This window comes from Mediterranea sp. An20 (assembly GCF_002160055.1).
GTDB lineage: Bacteria > Bacteroidota > Bacteroidia > Bacteroidales > Bacteroidaceae > Bacteroides > Bacteroides avicola.
Window position 1 is genome coordinate 58,124 of record NZ_NFJV01000007.1, and the last position, 14,276, is coordinate 72,399.

General features: G+C 48.8%; 16 protein-coding genes. 6 read left to right on the forward strand and 10 right to left on the reverse strand.

Features of this window, described 5'->3' with window-relative positions; genetic code table 11:
- Positions 1 to 4 precede the first annotated feature (4 nt).
- On the reverse strand, positions 5 to 1,204 hold the full coding sequence (locus tag B5F34_RS05695; protein ID WP_087336006.1) for a pyridoxal phosphate-dependent aminotransferase: 1,200 nt from the start codon (positions 1,202 to 1,204) through the stop codon (positions 5 to 7).
- Between the two features lie 409 nt (positions 1,205 to 1,613).
- Here B5F34_RS05695 and B5F34_RS05700 point away from each other — a divergent pair, with 409 nt between their 5' ends.
- From B5F34_RS05700 to B5F34_RS05715, 4 genes are all read left to right on the forward strand, one after another.
- Positions 1,614 to 2,849 (forward strand): fucose isomerase, encoded by a 1,236-nt coding sequence (locus tag B5F34_RS05700; RefSeq protein ID WP_087336008.1) that lies wholly within the window; start codon positions 1,614 to 1,616, stop codon positions 2,847 to 2,849.
- A 118-nt stretch (positions 2,850 to 2,967) separates the two neighbouring features.
- Positions 2,968 to 3,174 carry a hypothetical protein gene (locus B5F34_RS05705; protein ID WP_087336010.1) on the forward strand — a complete coding sequence of 69 codons (207 nt, stop codon included), beginning with the start codon at positions 2,968 to 2,970 and terminating at the stop codon, positions 3,172 to 3,174.
- 98 nt (positions 3,175 to 3,272) lie between these two features.
- The gene (locus B5F34_RS05710; protein ID WP_087336011.1) at positions 3,273 to 4,583 is read left to right on the forward strand and encodes a HAMP domain-containing sensor histidine kinase; all 1,311 of its coding nucleotides are present in this window, start codon (positions 3,273 to 3,275) and stop codon (positions 4,581 to 4,583) included.
- A gap of 98 nt (positions 4,584 to 4,681) precedes the next feature.
- The gene (locus tag B5F34_RS05715; RefSeq protein WP_087336013.1) at positions 4,682 to 5,389 is read left to right on the forward strand and encodes a response regulator transcription factor; all 708 of its coding nucleotides are present in this window, start codon (positions 4,682 to 4,684) and stop codon (positions 5,387 to 5,389) included.
- Positions 5,390 to 5,507: 118 nt separating this feature from the next.
- Here the strand turns inward: B5F34_RS05715 and B5F34_RS05720 are convergent, their stop codons facing one another.
- The 9 genes from B5F34_RS05720 to B5F34_RS05760 form a co-directional block, all read right to left on the reverse strand.
- Positions 5,508 to 5,969 (reverse strand): hypothetical protein, encoded by a 462-nt coding sequence (locus tag B5F34_RS05720; protein ID WP_087336015.1) that lies wholly within the window; start codon positions 5,967 to 5,969, stop codon positions 5,508 to 5,510.
- A 29-nt stretch (positions 5,970 to 5,998) separates the two neighbouring features.
- Positions 5,999 to 6,361: a hypothetical protein gene (locus B5F34_RS05725; protein ID WP_087336018.1), complete on the reverse strand. Its 363-nt coding sequence runs from the start codon at positions 6,359 to 6,361 to the stop codon at positions 5,999 to 6,001.
- Positions 6,362 to 6,411: 50 nt separating this feature from the next.
- The gene (locus tag B5F34_RS05730) at positions 6,412 to 6,966 is read right to left on the reverse strand and encodes an RNA polymerase sigma factor (protein ID WP_087336020.1); all 555 of its coding nucleotides are present in this window, start codon (positions 6,964 to 6,966) and stop codon (positions 6,412 to 6,414) included.
- Between the two features lie 51 nt (positions 6,967 to 7,017).
- Positions 7,018 to 7,932: a ribonuclease Z gene (locus tag B5F34_RS05735; protein ID WP_087336022.1), complete on the reverse strand. Its 915-nt coding sequence runs from the start codon at positions 7,930 to 7,932 to the stop codon at positions 7,018 to 7,020.
- A 134-nt stretch (positions 7,933 to 8,066) separates the two neighbouring features.
- Positions 8,067 to 8,636, reverse strand: coding sequence for a crossover junction endodeoxyribonuclease RuvC (gene ruvC, locus B5F34_RS05740; protein ID WP_087336024.1), 570 nt, complete (start codon positions 8,634 to 8,636; stop codon positions 8,067 to 8,069).
- Complete coding sequence (locus tag B5F34_RS05745) at positions 8,633 to 8,935, reverse strand: DUF4286 family protein (RefSeq protein ID WP_087336026.1); 303 nt, start codon at positions 8,933 to 8,935, stop codon at positions 8,633 to 8,635. The genes ruvC and B5F34_RS05745 overlap by 4 nt, the downstream gene beginning before the upstream one ends.
- A 153-nt stretch (positions 8,936 to 9,088) precedes the next feature.
- Positions 9,089 to 9,679 carry a YqgE/AlgH family protein gene (locus tag B5F34_RS05750; protein ID WP_087336028.1) on the reverse strand — a complete coding sequence of 197 codons (591 nt, stop codon included), beginning with the start codon at positions 9,677 to 9,679 and terminating at the stop codon, positions 9,089 to 9,091.
- Between the two features lie 27 nt (positions 9,680 to 9,706).
- The gene (locus B5F34_RS05755) at positions 9,707 to 11,020 is read right to left on the reverse strand and encodes a pyridoxal phosphate-dependent aminotransferase (RefSeq protein ID WP_087336030.1); all 1,314 of its coding nucleotides are present in this window, start codon (positions 11,018 to 11,020) and stop codon (positions 9,707 to 9,709) included.
- Positions 11,021 to 11,235: 215 nt separating this feature from the next.
- The gene (locus B5F34_RS05760; protein ID WP_087336136.1) at positions 11,236 to 11,988 is read right to left on the reverse strand and encodes an ATP-binding protein; all 753 of its coding nucleotides are present in this window, start codon (positions 11,986 to 11,988) and stop codon (positions 11,236 to 11,238) included.
- 529 nt (positions 11,989 to 12,517) lie between these two features.
- Here B5F34_RS05760 and B5F34_RS05765 point away from each other — a divergent pair.
- Together B5F34_RS05765 and B5F34_RS05770 are read left to right on the forward strand one after the other, a co-directional pair.
- Positions 12,518 to 13,663: an SPOR domain-containing protein gene (locus B5F34_RS05765; protein ID WP_255376953.1), complete on the forward strand. Its 1,146-nt coding sequence runs from the start codon at positions 12,518 to 12,520 to the stop codon at positions 13,661 to 13,663.
- 8 nt (positions 13,664 to 13,671) lie between these two features.
- Positions 13,672 to 14,199 (forward strand): FHA domain-containing protein, encoded by a 528-nt coding sequence (locus B5F34_RS05770; protein WP_087336035.1) that lies wholly within the window; start codon positions 13,672 to 13,674, stop codon positions 14,197 to 14,199.
- Positions 14,200 to 14,276: the final 77 nt, after the last annotated feature.

Sequence of the window (14,276 nt, forward strand, 5' to 3'; positions counted from 1 at the left end):
AAGCTCATTCCACCCGTCCGGGATACGCTTCCAGGGCCTTTTGCAGGATGAAAAGCGCCCGTGTCAGGTCTTCTTTCTTCAATGTATACGAGATGCGCACCTCATTACGCCCGGCACCCGGCGTGGTATAGAAACCGGAAGCCGGTGCCATGAACACCGTTTGCCCCTCGTATTGAAAATCGGAGAGGCACCAGGCACAGAACTTGTCGGAATCGTCTACCGGAAGACGTGCCACTGTGTAGAAAGCTCCCATAGGAATGGGCGAGTAGACACCGGGAATCAGGTTCAGCCCATCAATAAGGCACTTACGGCGCTCTACATATTCATCGTACACGTCACGCAGATATTCTTCGTCCACATCCAGCGAAGCTTCGGCGGCAATCTGTCCAATGAGCGGAGGACTCAGACGAGCCTGACAGAATTTCATGACGGCCCGGCGGATTTCCTCGTTCTTTGTGATAAGGGCTCCGATACGGATGCCGCATTCCGAATAACGTTTCGATACCGAGTCGATAAGCACCACATTCTGCTCTATCCCTTCCAGGTGACAGGCCGAGATGTAGGGCGAGCCTGTATAGATGAACTCACGGTAGACTTCGTCCGAAAAGAGGAAGAGGTCGTATTTCTTTACCAGGTCACGTATCTGATTCATTTCCCTGCGGGTATAAAGATAACCCGTCGGGTTGTTGGGATTGCAGATGAGAATGGCACGGGTACGCTCATTGATAAGTTCTTCAAACTTCTCCACCTTGGGCAGCGCAAACCCTTCGTCGATGGTAGTGGTTACGGTGCGGATACGGGCTCCGGCTGAGATGGCAAAAGCCATGTAGTTGGCGTATGCAGGTTCGGGGACAATAATCTCGTCTCCCGGATTCAGACAGGCCAGAAAAGAAAAAAGCACCGCTTCGGAGCCACCGGCGGTGACGATGATGTCATCTGCCGTCAGATGAATGTTGTATTTCTCGTAATACCCTACCAGCTTCTCGCGGTAACTCCGGTATCCGGCACTGGGGCTGTATTCCAGCACCTTGCGGTCGATGTTGCGGATGGCATCCAAAGCCACTTTCGGCGTAGGCAGGTCGGGCTGTCCGATGTTCAGGTGAAACACGTGCACACCGCGCTGCTTGGCGGCATCGGCCAGAGGAGCGAGCTTACGGATGGGCGAAGCGGGCATCTCTGTCCCGCGGATGGATATGACTGGCATATTCTGTTTTCTTAATTGTTAGGATTGGTATTTTGGACTGCAAATGTACGCAATATATTTTAATAAGTAAGTAATCAGTCAGATTTAAGTAACCAATTAGATTTAATTCATATCAAACACTGAGACACCGTGAGACAAAGTTTCGTAACATTCCGGCCTTCGTTTCTCCGCGTTTTATGTCGGTTTCTCTGGCAAGCCCTTCACAAAAAGAAGCTAAGCGATAAGCAGTCTGCTGCCAAGCCATAAGCAGCAGGCTCGTTATATATTAGAAAATACCGTTCTGTACCTGCTCTGCCACTGTATCGGCACATTAGCTTGCTTTTGCAATAATTAAAGCAAATCAACGGGAAAAGCTATGCGGTTTCAATCGAAAGGACTACCTTTACAGCGTAAAACCAATATCGACACTATGGTAATCAACCTTATCGCTTTTGCATCTATGCTGCACCCCGAGACCACCGTCCGCAGGTGCCACGAAATCATATTAGCCGAACTCGAAAAATATTTCACCGTCCGCTTGGTAGACTATCGGGAGATGTCGCGCCTCAAACCGGATGATTTTGCGCTGGTGTTCATTGCCACAGGAGGCGTGGAGCGACTGGTCATCCAACATTTCGAACAACTGCCCCGCCCTGTGCTTCTCCTTGCCGACGGCATGCAGAACTCGCTGGCTGCTGCCCTCGAAATCTCTGCCTGGCTCCAAGCCAGAGGCATGAAATGCGAGATTCTGCACGGCGAACTTTCCAAGGTCATCAAACGTATCTTCGTACTACATGCCAACTTCAAGGCGCAACGTCGCCTGGCCGGTTCGCGCATTGGCGTAATAGGTACCCCCGCCCCGTGGCTCATTGCCAGCGAAGCAGACTACCTGTTGAGCAAGCAGCGCTGGGGCATAGAGTACGTGGACATTCCGCTGGAAAGAGTCTGTGAATACTACCGGCAGGTAACAGACGATGAAGTAGGCGAAGCCTGCGCTCACCTGGCTACCCGCGCTCTGGCTTGCCGTGAAGCTACACCGGATGACATGCTGAAAGCCATGCGACTTTACCGTGCCATCCGGCGCATAGTGGACGAAGACCGACTGACGGGCCTCACACTGAGCTGCTTCCGGCTGTTAGAAGAGACTGATACCACCGGATGCCTGGCGCTGGCACTACTGAACGATGAGGGCATACCTGCCGCCTGCGAGGGCGATTTGCAGGCCATATTCACCATGCTGGCAGTCAAGGCCATGACGGGAAAGGAGTCGTTCATGGGCAACCCGTCGCTGGTCAATACCCATACCAATGAGGTGGTGCTGGCACACTGCACCATTGGCCTGAAGCTGACCGACCGCTTCGTGCTGCGTAGCCATTTCGAGACAAAGAAAGGCATAGGGATACAAGGACTGGCTCCGACGGGCGAGGTTACGCTCGTGAAATGCGGAGGGGAATGCCTGGATGAATATTACCTCACTACCGGCACACTGACTGAGAACACCAATTATCTCAACCTCTGCCGGACACAAGTGCGCATACAACTCAACTCTTCCGCAGACTACTTCCTCAAGAATCCGCTGGGCAACCACCACATCGTGCTTCAAGGCAACTATGAGCTGATGATGGACGATTTCTTCCAGACCAATGGATGCAGGAGAAGGAAATAATGCTGATGTTTCAATGACCGACGGTCGGAGTGTTAACCTAACATTAACCTAACCTTAACCCGTCCCCTATCTTCGTCTGCCTACCTTTGCCGCACGAACTTAAACATTGAAACAACGTATGAAATGCTTAACTATCTTTCTGGCCGTAGCGGCAACGGTCTTTGTCAATCTGTTCATCCCCGCTTCTGCCGACGCACCGCATGCCGACACAACCGACAGTCTGCATACCGGTGCGATACGGCCGACGCCTTGCCAAGACACCCTCTTTTCACTGCAAAGAAACTGCGAAAAGGTCTTGTTCATATTACCTCAAAAGCCTTTTTAGCCATCTCTTTCTACTGCCACGACAGCCTCATGTCCCTATCAAGAGCATGCCGTGGCAGTGTAACGAACTGATTTTATCACCCGGAAACGAACGCTGATATGAAAAAACTACGTATCTTTGGCCCTATGATTGAAAACAAGAAGTATATACACTGGATGGCACTGCTCGGCCTGGTAGTCATTATCGGGCTGCAAGGAGTGTGGCTGTATAATTCGTTCAATGTGTTGAAAAGAGAACTAATAAAAACGTATAACGAAATCTTTGAACAATCCACGCTAGAAGAAGCAACAACACATTTCAAAGAATTGCCTAAAGGTACAAGATTCTTAGGAGCACCTCGCACTGGTAAGAAAGAGACTTTCCCAGAAGCAACATACCTATTTCAGAGCTTAAGTAAATACGACATCAATATTAATCTCAATAACTTAGACTCCATCTATAAAGCTGCATTGGCGAAACATCATATAGAAACGGATTTCTATTTTCTGATGAATAAAACAGAAAAGAAACAACGGTGGAATGTGATAGAAACAAAAATAATTCCCCTCAGAATAGATGAATCACAAAGCGTTCAAGCTATTCTATTAAATCCATATCGCATAATATTCTCCCGCATGGGCCTCCTCCTCGCCGCCACCGCCGTGATGATGCTCTTCGTCATCTTCTGCATCGTGTGGCAGGTGAAGATATTGCGCCGCATGAGCCGCGTGCTCCGCATCCGCGAGGACTTCTCCTACGCCATGGTGCACGACCTGAAGACGCCCCTCTCCAGCATCATCATGACCCTGCGCCCCCTGCACGAAGGCCGCCTGGACGACAAGCCCGCCCTGCGTGACCGCTACTTCCAGATAGCCCGCGACGAGGCCGACCACCTGCTGGCCCTCACCAACAAGATACTGACCATCTCGAAGCTGGAGAACCACAAGATGCACATGTCGCCCGAGCCCCTGTCCCTGCAACCCCTGCTGGACGCGCTGGCCGAACGCCTTGCCCCCAAGTGCCCCAAGCCCCTGCGCATCACTGCTGACCTCCGCGTGCCCACGCTCCTGGCCGACCCCGAGTATTGGCCCGAAGTGATGCAGAACCTCGTGGACAACGCCATCAAATACACCCGCCCCGATGCCGACGCCGTGGAGATACACGTCAGCACCCGCCCCGCGAGCCGCCACGAGACAGAACTGCGCGTTCGCGACAACGGCCGGGGCATCTCCCGTCGACACCTGCGCAGCATCTTCAACAAATACGAGCGTGCCTCCGACGAAAGCAACGCCCCCGCGCAAGGCTTCGGGCTGGGGCTGAACTTCGTACACCAGGTGGTCGAGGCACACGGCGGACGCATCCGCGCCGAGAGCGAGGAAGGGCGGTGGACGGAGTTCATCATCTTAATGAAAAATGAAGAATTTAGTTAATCAGTTAGTCAATAGAAACAACAAAGAATGTGAAGAGCGAAGAACACCGACGCCACGCGCCCAATTCTTCATTCTTCATTCATAATGCTTAATTAATTATGGTAAAACTATTACTTGTAGAAGACGATGCCAACCTGAGCTACATCGTGCAAACCGCCCTCGAAGACCTCATCGGAGGCTATCAGGTATTCACCGCCACCAATGGCGCTGAAGGCCTGAAGCAATGGGAGGCACACAAACCCGACATCATCGTGAGCGACATCGACATGCCCGTGATGAACGGCTTCGACATGGTGCGCCGCATCCGCGAGACAGACAAAACAACGCCCATCCTCTTCGGCTCTGCCCTCACCTCACCCCGTGACGTGAAGGAGGGCTACAAACTGGGCGTGAACAACTACGTGAAGAAGCCCTTTGCTCCCGATGAACTGGATGCCCACGTACATGCCATCCTGCAAATGACGGAAAACAACCCGCGCTCTCACGATGAAACAGAATGCTACCGACTGGGACGTTTCACCTTCGACGCTCCCCACGCCACCCTGCGCGACGACAGCACAGGCAAGGTGCAGACACTGAGTGTGCGCGAGGCCCAGGTGTTGCAAATCTTGGCTGCAAACAAAAACGAAACAGTGCGACGGGAGGTTATTCTCAGTCGTTACTGGGGTACGGAAGACAAAGACTATTTTGCTTCACGCAGCCTCGACGTATTTGTCAACAAGCTGCGCAAGCTGCTGGAAGACGAACCGCAGGTTACTATCAAGACAGTACGCGGCGTGGGACTGATGCTGCAAGTAGAGGGATAAAAACAGAAAGGCGCGGATTACACGAACCACACGGATAGCATATAACACTTATCCGTGAACAATCGCGTAATCCGCGCCTACGAGATGGTATCTTTCACCACTCCACCAAGAGAGCAGCCTACTTCCTGCCTTTACGGGGAGCACCTTTACCGCGCATACCTTTCAGCAGCTCTCGGTGGAAACTCATCTCTGCCCGCTGCACCAGATAAATCTTCCTACAAGTCAGTATATCCCTGAACTTACCAAAATATGCCTTCTCCAGTTTGTCTGCCGAGATACGGGCATCATATACACCTTCCATTATTTCTTCATACCGTTCTTCGCTCACACCTTCTTTCTTGCCTTCGCGCAACAAGCTCCAAGCTTCTTCGTTCAATTGTTGCTTTTTGTCCTGCAATTCAAAGTAAAGGGGAAAGAAAGCAGCTGCCTCTTCCTCGGTCAGCCCGGCCTTCTCTACGATGTAAGCCTTTTGCCGGTTGCGGAACTCATCTTTTGTCAAATGTTGGTCGCAGCCTTCTGCCGCTACAAGCCACGGAAGAAATCCGCACAGCAATACCACTGCCACAAGTAATCTTTTCATTGTTTTCACCTGTCAAATAAATTAAATGTTTATTCACCGTCATCCGCCGACAGATAGACATAGAGAGAATAATCGTCCATCATGCTATTTTCCATAGCCATGTCGATATATTCCACTTCTTGTTCTATTTCTTCATCGGCGGCAACATCGGCCCCCGGTGTGTAGTGCGACGAAGCGACTCGGATAATCAGCATAGCTCCCACAAACATAGCTGCCATGTAGAGCAGGGGTCTTACCTTCTCCCATGCAGTAGGCTTACGGGGCTCTTCTATTTTCTCTTTCTCCGGAAGGCTGTTCATTACTTTCGAAGTAAAGCTCTCAAAGTACCCGTCGGGCACCCGGAAGGCATTTTCCTTTCCAATTCTTTTCTGCAAGCTGTCTTCTGTTGTCATAAGCTGTCCTCCTTTCTCTGTTCATTTAGACATCTGTTCATAGCAAAGGTTTAAAATGATTCTTCCAAAAACTTCTGTATTTTTTTTACCGCGTGATGATACGAAGCCTTCAACGCTCCCACCGAGGTGCCGAATATCTCGGACATTTCTTCGTATTTCATTTCCTGATAGTACTTCAGATTGAACACCATGCGTTGTTTTTCGGGCAGTGTCAGCAACGCTTTCTGTAGCAGCAGCTGTGCATTGTCGCCCGAAAAATACGGGTCGCTCTCCAGCCTCTGCAACACGGCAGCATCGGGGTCGTCCAACGAAACCGTGGCTTCCGCGCGCTGTTTGTTCAAGAAAGTAAGACACTCGTTCAAGGCTATGCGGTAAAGCCAGGTAGAGAGCTTGGCTTCTGCCCGGAAATAGTCTATATTCATCCAAGCCTTGATGAATGTATTCTGTAATAAGTCGTCGGCATCTTCATGCGAGAGCACCAGACGGCGGATTTGCCAGTAAAGTTGTTCGCTGTATTGCGCCACCACCATCTCAAACCCTTTCCGCTGCGTGCTTTCGTCCCGCAAGAGTTCCAGGACTTTACTTTCATCGTAAGAGGAATTCATATTTATGTTTGTCAACTGTTTACTGATAATTAAACTCCATTAAAAGGGCAGTTAAAGGGAAATCCGCAACATTTCTTTCGCCAGCACCGTATGTGGAAAGATGTCAGCCGCTTCTTTCAGCAACACCGATTCATCCTCGTAACGGGCAGAAAAATGCCCGATAAGCAACTGCTTCACTTCTGCATCACGGGCCAACGTGGCAGCCTGGGCAGCAGTGGTATGGAACGTTTCCCGGGCACGCGGAGCGTTGTCTGCCCCGAAAGTTGCCTCATGAAACAACAGGTCCACACCTTTAAGCTGTCCGACAAGCCCCGACAAACAAACCGTATCCGAACAATAAGCATACCGGCGGGGAGGTTCGGATGGGCGGGTCAACAGCCGGTTGGGAATCACTTGTCCTTCCGGTGTCACATAGTCGGATCCGTTCTTGATGCGGTTCATCTCATATACGGGCACACCGTAGAAATCGGCCATATCACGGATGATGTGGTTGGGACGCTGCTTCTCGGCAAACAAGAAACCGCTACATGGTATGCGATGCTGCAAGGGGATGGTAGTAACGGTCAGCGAACGGTCTTCATAGACAAGAGAAGGAACCTCCGTATCAAACTCATGAAACTGAATCTGATAAGTCATCTGCCTGTTGAAGAAAGCAAGCAAGGGCAACAACAATTCTTCCAGGCCGCGAGGCGAATGAATATGCAACCCGGCTGTACGTCCCAACAGGTTGAGCGTGGAAATCAGCCCAAACAAGCCGAAACAGTGATCGCCGTGCAAATGAGAAATAAAGATATGATTCAAACGTGAAAACTTCAGCCGGGCTTTGCGGAACTGTAACTGCGTTCCTTCCCCGCAATCAATCATAAATAACTTCTCGCGTACATTCAGCACCTGCGATGTCGGGAAATGCCGCGTGGTGGGCAAAGCCGAACCGCACCCCAGAATATTTAATTCGAATTTCTCCATAGGCTACAAAGGAACACAAATTGCAGTAATTACGCAAATCCATTATCTATGATTTCACATAATTAATTTATGTTTCGCAAGTCATACGCCTGATTTAGCACGGATTTCTGTCTAATATGCCATACCGCTTTCTGCTAAAACTTCACTTTATCGGAATTCTTGATAGCAAAATCTTTCCAGCTCCGATATCCTTTCTCTGCCACCGGACGCCCCATTTGCAAGAAATGACAATAAGCCGCAGCCAATCCGTCGGTAGCATCCATAAAAACAGGCATGTCATCTTTGCTGAGATGCAACATACGCTGTAGCATATCGGCCACCTGTTCTTTCGATGCCTGCCCGTTTCCTGTTATGGCCATTTTAATCTTCAGCGGGGCATATTCGGTGATAGGAATATCCCGACTCAACGCAACAGCCATAGCCACACCCTGTGCACGCCCCAATTTGAGCATGGACTGCACATTCTTTCCGTAGAACGGAGCCTCAATAGCCAGTTCGTCGGGCAAATAACTTTCGATAATGCTCAACACCCTCTCGTGTATGTGCTTCAGCTTCAGATAATGATTGGCAAACTTACGCAAATCTATGATGCCCATTGCCACCATTTCCGGCTTTGTTCCAACCACACGAAGCACCCCGTATCCCATGATGGTAGTTCCAGGGTCAATGCCCAGGATAATCTTCTCGCCCACAACCGGCATCACACAATCACCTCCATCAATGTAGGAAATCCTACCACTTTATCCTTAAATATCTTCTTCATTTCCTCGGCCAGTTGCACACCTTGCCGTTGATACCACTGGTGCAGAAGTACCGAGTCTTCCACTTCGAATTGCACTGAAAAACAAATGCCATCTTCATAATGACTCAACACACGTGCAATGCGCGGTGCATGCAATAATCCCATTTTCTCTACTTCCGGCAAGTAATGCTCCTGCATCCATATCAGGAAATATTTCTCCTGAGCCTCATCGACTTGATAAGTTGTATTAAATATCAGCATAATCAATTCTTTCGATTTTTCTGCAAACTTAGCAAATATTCAGATACAAGTCGCCCTCACGCTGCAAAAAAAGACAAGCAGAAGCCTTTCAGGCACCTGCCCCACTCTGCTCTATCCGGACGGCAAACCTTTAACTTCGTCTGCCGAACACCCCTAATTCAGAATAGGAATCTGTGGAAAGCGCGACCAAAGCCGGTATTTATAGCCTAATTTGCTTAACTCATTTTCCCAAAAACCGGTCACATCATCATTCATTACAGTTGTAGCTCCTCCATATCCTACCATCCAAGTATTATCTTTCACCTCATCACACAACTGTCTTTCATTCCATCCGGAATATCCTAAGAAAAAACGCAATTTCCCTTTTATGGGATTTCCCTGCATAATATAATCACGAATCGTATCAAAATCTCCATTTAAAAACAGATTCTTCCCTATCGCAAGCGCCCCTTGCACTCCTTTTAATGTATGCAGATAAAAAAGTGTATCCATACTAAGCGGACCTCCCCTGCAGACCGGTATGCGGCAGCAATCTTCAAAGCCTGTCAGGATTTCGTTCAGACATAGCGGCAAAGACTTATTCAGGACAAGTCCCATAGCTCCACTGCCTGAATATTCCACAAGCAAAACCACAGACCGACCAAAAAAATGATCCTGCAAGAATGGCTCAGAAATAAGGACATCTCCCTGTTCTGGCATTCTATGATTGGTCTCTATCCGGAACAAGTCCTGATTTATATTCATAGTAATTCTATATTGAATGTATCTTTCTTAATAAGGGTGCTGCCGGGCAAACAGAGCCATGCGCTCGTCCAACACAGCATATTGGTCATCACGCACAAACGAAGTGCAAGCACGCAAGCCCTCCTGGCAGCTTCCGGTAGTAGAAAGAGGAATGGCACTTACTCCATAATACATCAATTCGCGAGCCAACTCCGCCCCTGTCATCCCCGGATAACCGATAGTGAAATAGAAACCGTCAGCCACGGGCTCATCCAAGTCCTTGTCATATACCAGATAAAAGCCATGACTGAGAAAAATATTCTTGAGCCGATGAGCCCGTTCACCGTACACACGCACATCATCCAGGAAACGATAAGTACCGTCACTGGCTGCGCGCATCATTGCCGCCAAAGCGTATTGAGCCGAATGGCCTGTGCCCGACGAAAGTGCATAAAGCACACGGTGAATGAACACCGTACCAAACGTACCACCGCCGTATCGGGCTGTCAATCCCGGGAAAGCGCGGTGATAAAGCCGATCGGAGATGCACGCCACTCCAATGCGCTGACCGGCATAGCTGAACGCTTTCGAACCGGATATAAGCAACACATACTGATCGGTATAGCGGGCCACAGTAGGCTGATAAGGTGCCGTGAAAGGATGACCCAAATCACGACGGAAGTCCATGGCAAAATAAGCCAAATCTTCCAGCACAATCACGTCATAACGGGTTGCCATCTGACCGATAGTTTGCAACTCGTCTTCCTTGAGGCATATCCACGAAGGATTATTAGGATTAGAATATATCACAGCTGCGATATGTCCTTGTTTAAGGTAGCTTTCCAATTTAGGACCAAGTTTGTCTCCCCGATAATTGTACACATCGAAAGTTTCATATTTGGCGCCCATCACCACTATCTGCTGCTTCTGAACGGGGAATCCGGGGTCAATAAACAATATCGTGTCACGCTCCGGATGACATTGGGTGCAGGTGAGAAAAGCCGCATACGTGCCCTGCATGGAACCGGTCACAGGCACACAGCCTTCCGGACGAACATCTACCCCCACAAAGGCACGCACAAACCGCGAAGCTTCGGTCTTCAGCACCGGCTCTCCGTTGATATCCGGATAAAGACTGGCCACCCCGCGATGCAACGCGTCAATCTCCGCCGCCACCCCCACTTGTGAAGGAGGCAACCCGGGGACTCCCATTTCCATCTTGACAAAAGACACCCCCGAAGCTTTTTCGGCCTGTGCAGCCATAGCTTTTATCTCGCGAATGGTGGCGCGGGAAAAATCAGTAACACCGCTTTCGCGGATTATATCATCCATCAGTTGACGGTCGACTGGCGTATTCACCATAATCCTATTCTTTGAATTATATAAATCTGTTTTTAATACGGACAAAGTTAAGGAAAACTTCAATAAATTCAAAGACAAAGAGAAAAAAATAAGGTTTTTCTTTTCTCGCCACCCAGACAGTCCTTCCCCCCAGAAAACAATTTGATTATGACCTACCGGCTATTGAGAAACCGAGGAATGACATTCCCAAAACTTTAAGCACAGAAACGCGTCACTTACCCTTTCACTTTTTGTGGCAAAAGTTCTTCCTGAACATTGGTCATTGCCCCCCACAAGCTATAACGCGCTTCCGGATTCAGTTGCTCCAACCGACGAAATATATCTTTCATTTCCGAACGCCCCGACTGGGTCTCGTAAGGACAATTTTTCTTTTGCTGCGGCCACCGGCGAAGCCGACTCATCTCAACCAAGTCCTGTTCATGCACCAAACAGAGGGGCCGGATAAGAGTCATACTGAATTTCTTCATCACCAACTTGGGCGGCATGGTGGAAAAAGCCCCCTGGTAAGTGAGATTCATCAGCAAGGTCTGCAAGATGTCATCCATGTGATGCCCCAAAGCTATTTTGTTACAACCGGTTTCATGCGCCAATGTGAAAAGGGCCTTGCGACGATTCCACGAACAAAGGAAGCAAGGCGACTTGCGGCTGTCGGTAGAAGCATCGAAGGATTCTTCGCGCACGTAAAAAGGAATACCCAATTCCGCACAAAAACCAGACAGCCAATCGGTATCTGCCTGATAGCCTATGTTTGTCATGGTTACATGAACGGCCACGACCTCGAAACGCGGCTTCCAAATGTGCGACCGGCGAGCCAGCAATTCAGTCAACGCCAACGAATCCTTGCCACCCGACACGCCCACCAGAATGCGGTCGCCATCCTCAATCAGTCCATAATCCACAATACCCTTCATCAGCCGCCGTTCGATGCGAGCCATAAGCAACTTCTCATCCCTGTCTATCTTATCCATATTTATTTTCAGTTCATTATAAATGCCGGTCACTCTTGCCCGATACAATTCCGGAGAGTTGGCGGGGCAAAGATAAACCATTCGGAGGTGGCACACAAAAAAAGAGGTGCCTAATATGAGAGTCCGTTTAAGATTTACTCTGAAAGGTTTCTGTTTCAGCTAATCTTGAGTTCCTATCCGGACTGGTGGCTATTTTCACACGAAATTCTGATTTGTATTACGGCACTTTCAGGACTATCCAATCCTTTAGCACTGCGATTAGCCAATCTCATACAATTCTAATAATCAAATACTTACTTTCCATATATAACCAGCACGGTGCTTATCGCTTAGCAGTATGCCGCTTATCGCTTAGCAGTTTCTCCCAAAAGGGTTACCAACAAGGTTCTTTATACACACGGAGCATCAGCGCTGAGCATAAAAAGTTTAACACTTCTCCATTTAAAGGCAAGCCGCAGAGGTTGTTTTTAGAAGAAAAAAAGCGAGAAAAATTAAATTATTCAAGAAAAAGTCTTACCTTTGTAACATGATGACTTTAGCACAACATATAGAGAAATTATTAGCAGACAATGATTGTGTCATTGTTCCGCATTTGGGGGGATTCATTTCTTGTTATAGTCCGGCTCAATGGATAGAAAAAGACAATCTTTTTTTACCCCCTGGACGTATGACGGGATTCAATCCGCGCCTGACTATAAATGACGGACTGTTAGTCCAATCTTATATGGCAGAGCGCCACATATCTTTTGCAGAAGCCTCCCGGCAAGTGCAAAGAGAAGCCGATGCACTCTTGGCTGAACTACATGCGCAGGGCAGTGTAGAACTACCTCGTATCGGCAAACTTCATCTTTCCATTCGCAATACGTTCGATTTCACACCAGACCACCAGACCACATCTGCCGAACTCTATGGTTTTTCCAACTTCCGGATGCAGAAGCTGGACCGCCATGCAACAAGTGCAAAGCCTGTGAGTTTCACTCCACCTGTGCCGGAAAAAAGAGTCCAGAGACAGCGTATCAGACTGCACTTCAGTGCTTCTTTCTGGTCGAATGCCGCAGCCGTGGCAGCTATTATCATCTTGTTCTTCGCCATCTCCATACCCGTAAAAAACACGGAAATCATAAACGGGAACTACGCTCAACTGCTCCCTACGGAAATGCTCAGCACAATCAGCCAACAGTCGCTGGCCATTACCCCCGTAGCTCCCACCCGCCAAAGTTGTCCCACTCCCCCAAGCGTGCAAGCTATGCCGCAGGCAGAAGATTCGCCGGTGGCAACAGAAGCTCTTCCCAAAGCATCCACAGCTCCGGCAACCAAGGTCCAAACCACCCCTGAAACAGTCAAGGAAAAAGCCCCTAGGAGTACACAAACAGCTGTAAGCCATCCTACCAAGGCCCCAGCAGCTCCCAAGGGTAGCAGCGAAACCTCTCGCGCCACATCTTCTCCTGCCAGAAAATACCACATCATCGTGGCCAGTGTCGGCACCGAAACAGATGCAAGAAGACTGGCAGCCGATTTAGTAAAGAAAGGCTATACCCGCGCACAAGCCATTATTGGAGACGGGAAAATGAGAGTAAGCATAGATTCTTTTGCCAATGAAACCGAAGCGTATCAGGCAGTGAACAAACTGCGCCAGGAAGAAATTTACCAAAACGCCTGGGTACTAAAGAAATAATATAAAAGATGAAACGTATACGTTGTCCCAAATGTGAGAACTACCTGACATTTGACGAAACCAAGTACAAAGAAGGCCAATCGTTGGTCTTCATCTGTGAGCATTGCAAAAAACAATTTGCCATCCGGATAGGAAAAAGCAAAACAGAAGCTACGCGTAAAGAAGCATCCCCTGACGAGAATGCCAGCCGGAATGAATTCGGCAACATTACAGTGATTGAAAACATCTTCGGCTATAAGCAAGTACTCCCACTACAAGAAGGAGACAATATCATTGGACGCCGCTGTGTAGGCAACACTATTCAAGTTCCTATCGAAACTTCAGACATGAGCATGGACCGAAACCATTGCATCATCAACGTGAAACGCAACAAACAAGGCAAGCTGATTTATACATTAAGAGATGCTCCCAGTCTGACCGGTACTTTTCTAAACAATGATATTTTAGCAGATAAAGACAACATTCGCATTGAAGAGGGGGCTGTGGTCACCATCGGTGCTACCACATTCATATTGCATACGCCCTGTGAGGAATAAAAAAAGAGAAAAATAAAAGGGCTATCTATCACAGACAACCCTTCTTGGTAAACCTTAAATCTAATACTATGAAAAAC

What these genes read in the sequence shown, in the direction of transcription:
- B5F34_RS05760 (WP_087336136.1), bottom strand. Translation starts at nt 11,988, where the DNA reads ATGGATAAGATAGACAGGGATGAGAAGTTGCTTATGGCTCGCATCGAA.
- B5F34_RS05705 (WP_087336010.1), top strand. Translation starts at nt 2,968, where the DNA reads ATGAAATGCTTAACTATCTTTCTGGCCGTAGCGGCAACGGTCTTTGTC.
- B5F34_RS05755 (WP_087336030.1), bottom strand. Translation starts at nt 11,020, where the DNA reads ATGGTGAATACGCCAGTCGACCGTCAACTGATGGATGATATAATCCGC.
- B5F34_RS05730 (WP_087336020.1), bottom strand. Translation starts at nt 6,966, where the DNA reads ATGAATTCCTCTTACGATGAAAGTAAAGTCCTGGAACTCTTGCGGGAC.
- B5F34_RS05735 (WP_087336022.1), bottom strand. Translation starts at nt 7,932, where the DNA reads ATGGAGAAATTCGAATTAAATATTCTGGGGTGCGGTTCGGCTTTGCCC.
- B5F34_RS05765 (WP_255376953.1), top strand. Translation starts at nt 12,518, where the DNA reads ATGACTTTAGCACAACATATAGAGAAATTATTAGCAGACAATGATTGT.
- B5F34_RS05745 (WP_087336026.1), bottom strand. Translation starts at nt 8,935, where the DNA reads ATGCTGATATTTAATACAACTTATCAAGTCGATGAGGCTCAGGAGAAA.
- B5F34_RS05700 (WP_087336008.1), top strand. Translation starts at nt 1,614, where the DNA reads ATGGTAATCAACCTTATCGCTTTTGCATCTATGCTGCACCCCGAGACC.
- B5F34_RS05695 (WP_087336006.1), bottom strand. Translation starts at nt 1,204, where the DNA reads ATGCCAGTCATATCCATCCGCGGGACAGAGATGCCCGCTTCGCCCATC.
- B5F34_RS05710 (WP_087336011.1), top strand. Translation starts at nt 3,273, where the DNA reads ATGAAAAAACTACGTATCTTTGGCCCTATGATTGAAAACAAGAAGTAT.
- B5F34_RS05720 (WP_087336015.1), bottom strand. Translation starts at nt 5,969, where the DNA reads ATGAAAAGATTACTTGTGGCAGTGGTATTGCTGTGCGGATTTCTTCCG.
- B5F34_RS05770 (WP_087336035.1), top strand. Translation starts at nt 13,672, where the DNA reads ATGAAACGTATACGTTGTCCCAAATGTGAGAACTACCTGACATTTGAC.
- B5F34_RS05750 (WP_087336028.1), bottom strand. Translation starts at nt 9,679, where the DNA reads ATGAATATAAATCAGGACTTGTTCCGGATAGAGACCAATCATAGAATG.
- B5F34_RS05725 (WP_087336018.1), bottom strand. Translation starts at nt 6,361, where the DNA reads ATGACAACAGAAGACAGCTTGCAGAAAAGAATTGGAAAGGAAAATGCC.
- B5F34_RS05715 (WP_087336013.1), top strand. Translation starts at nt 4,682, where the DNA reads ATGGTAAAACTATTACTTGTAGAAGACGATGCCAACCTGAGCTACATC.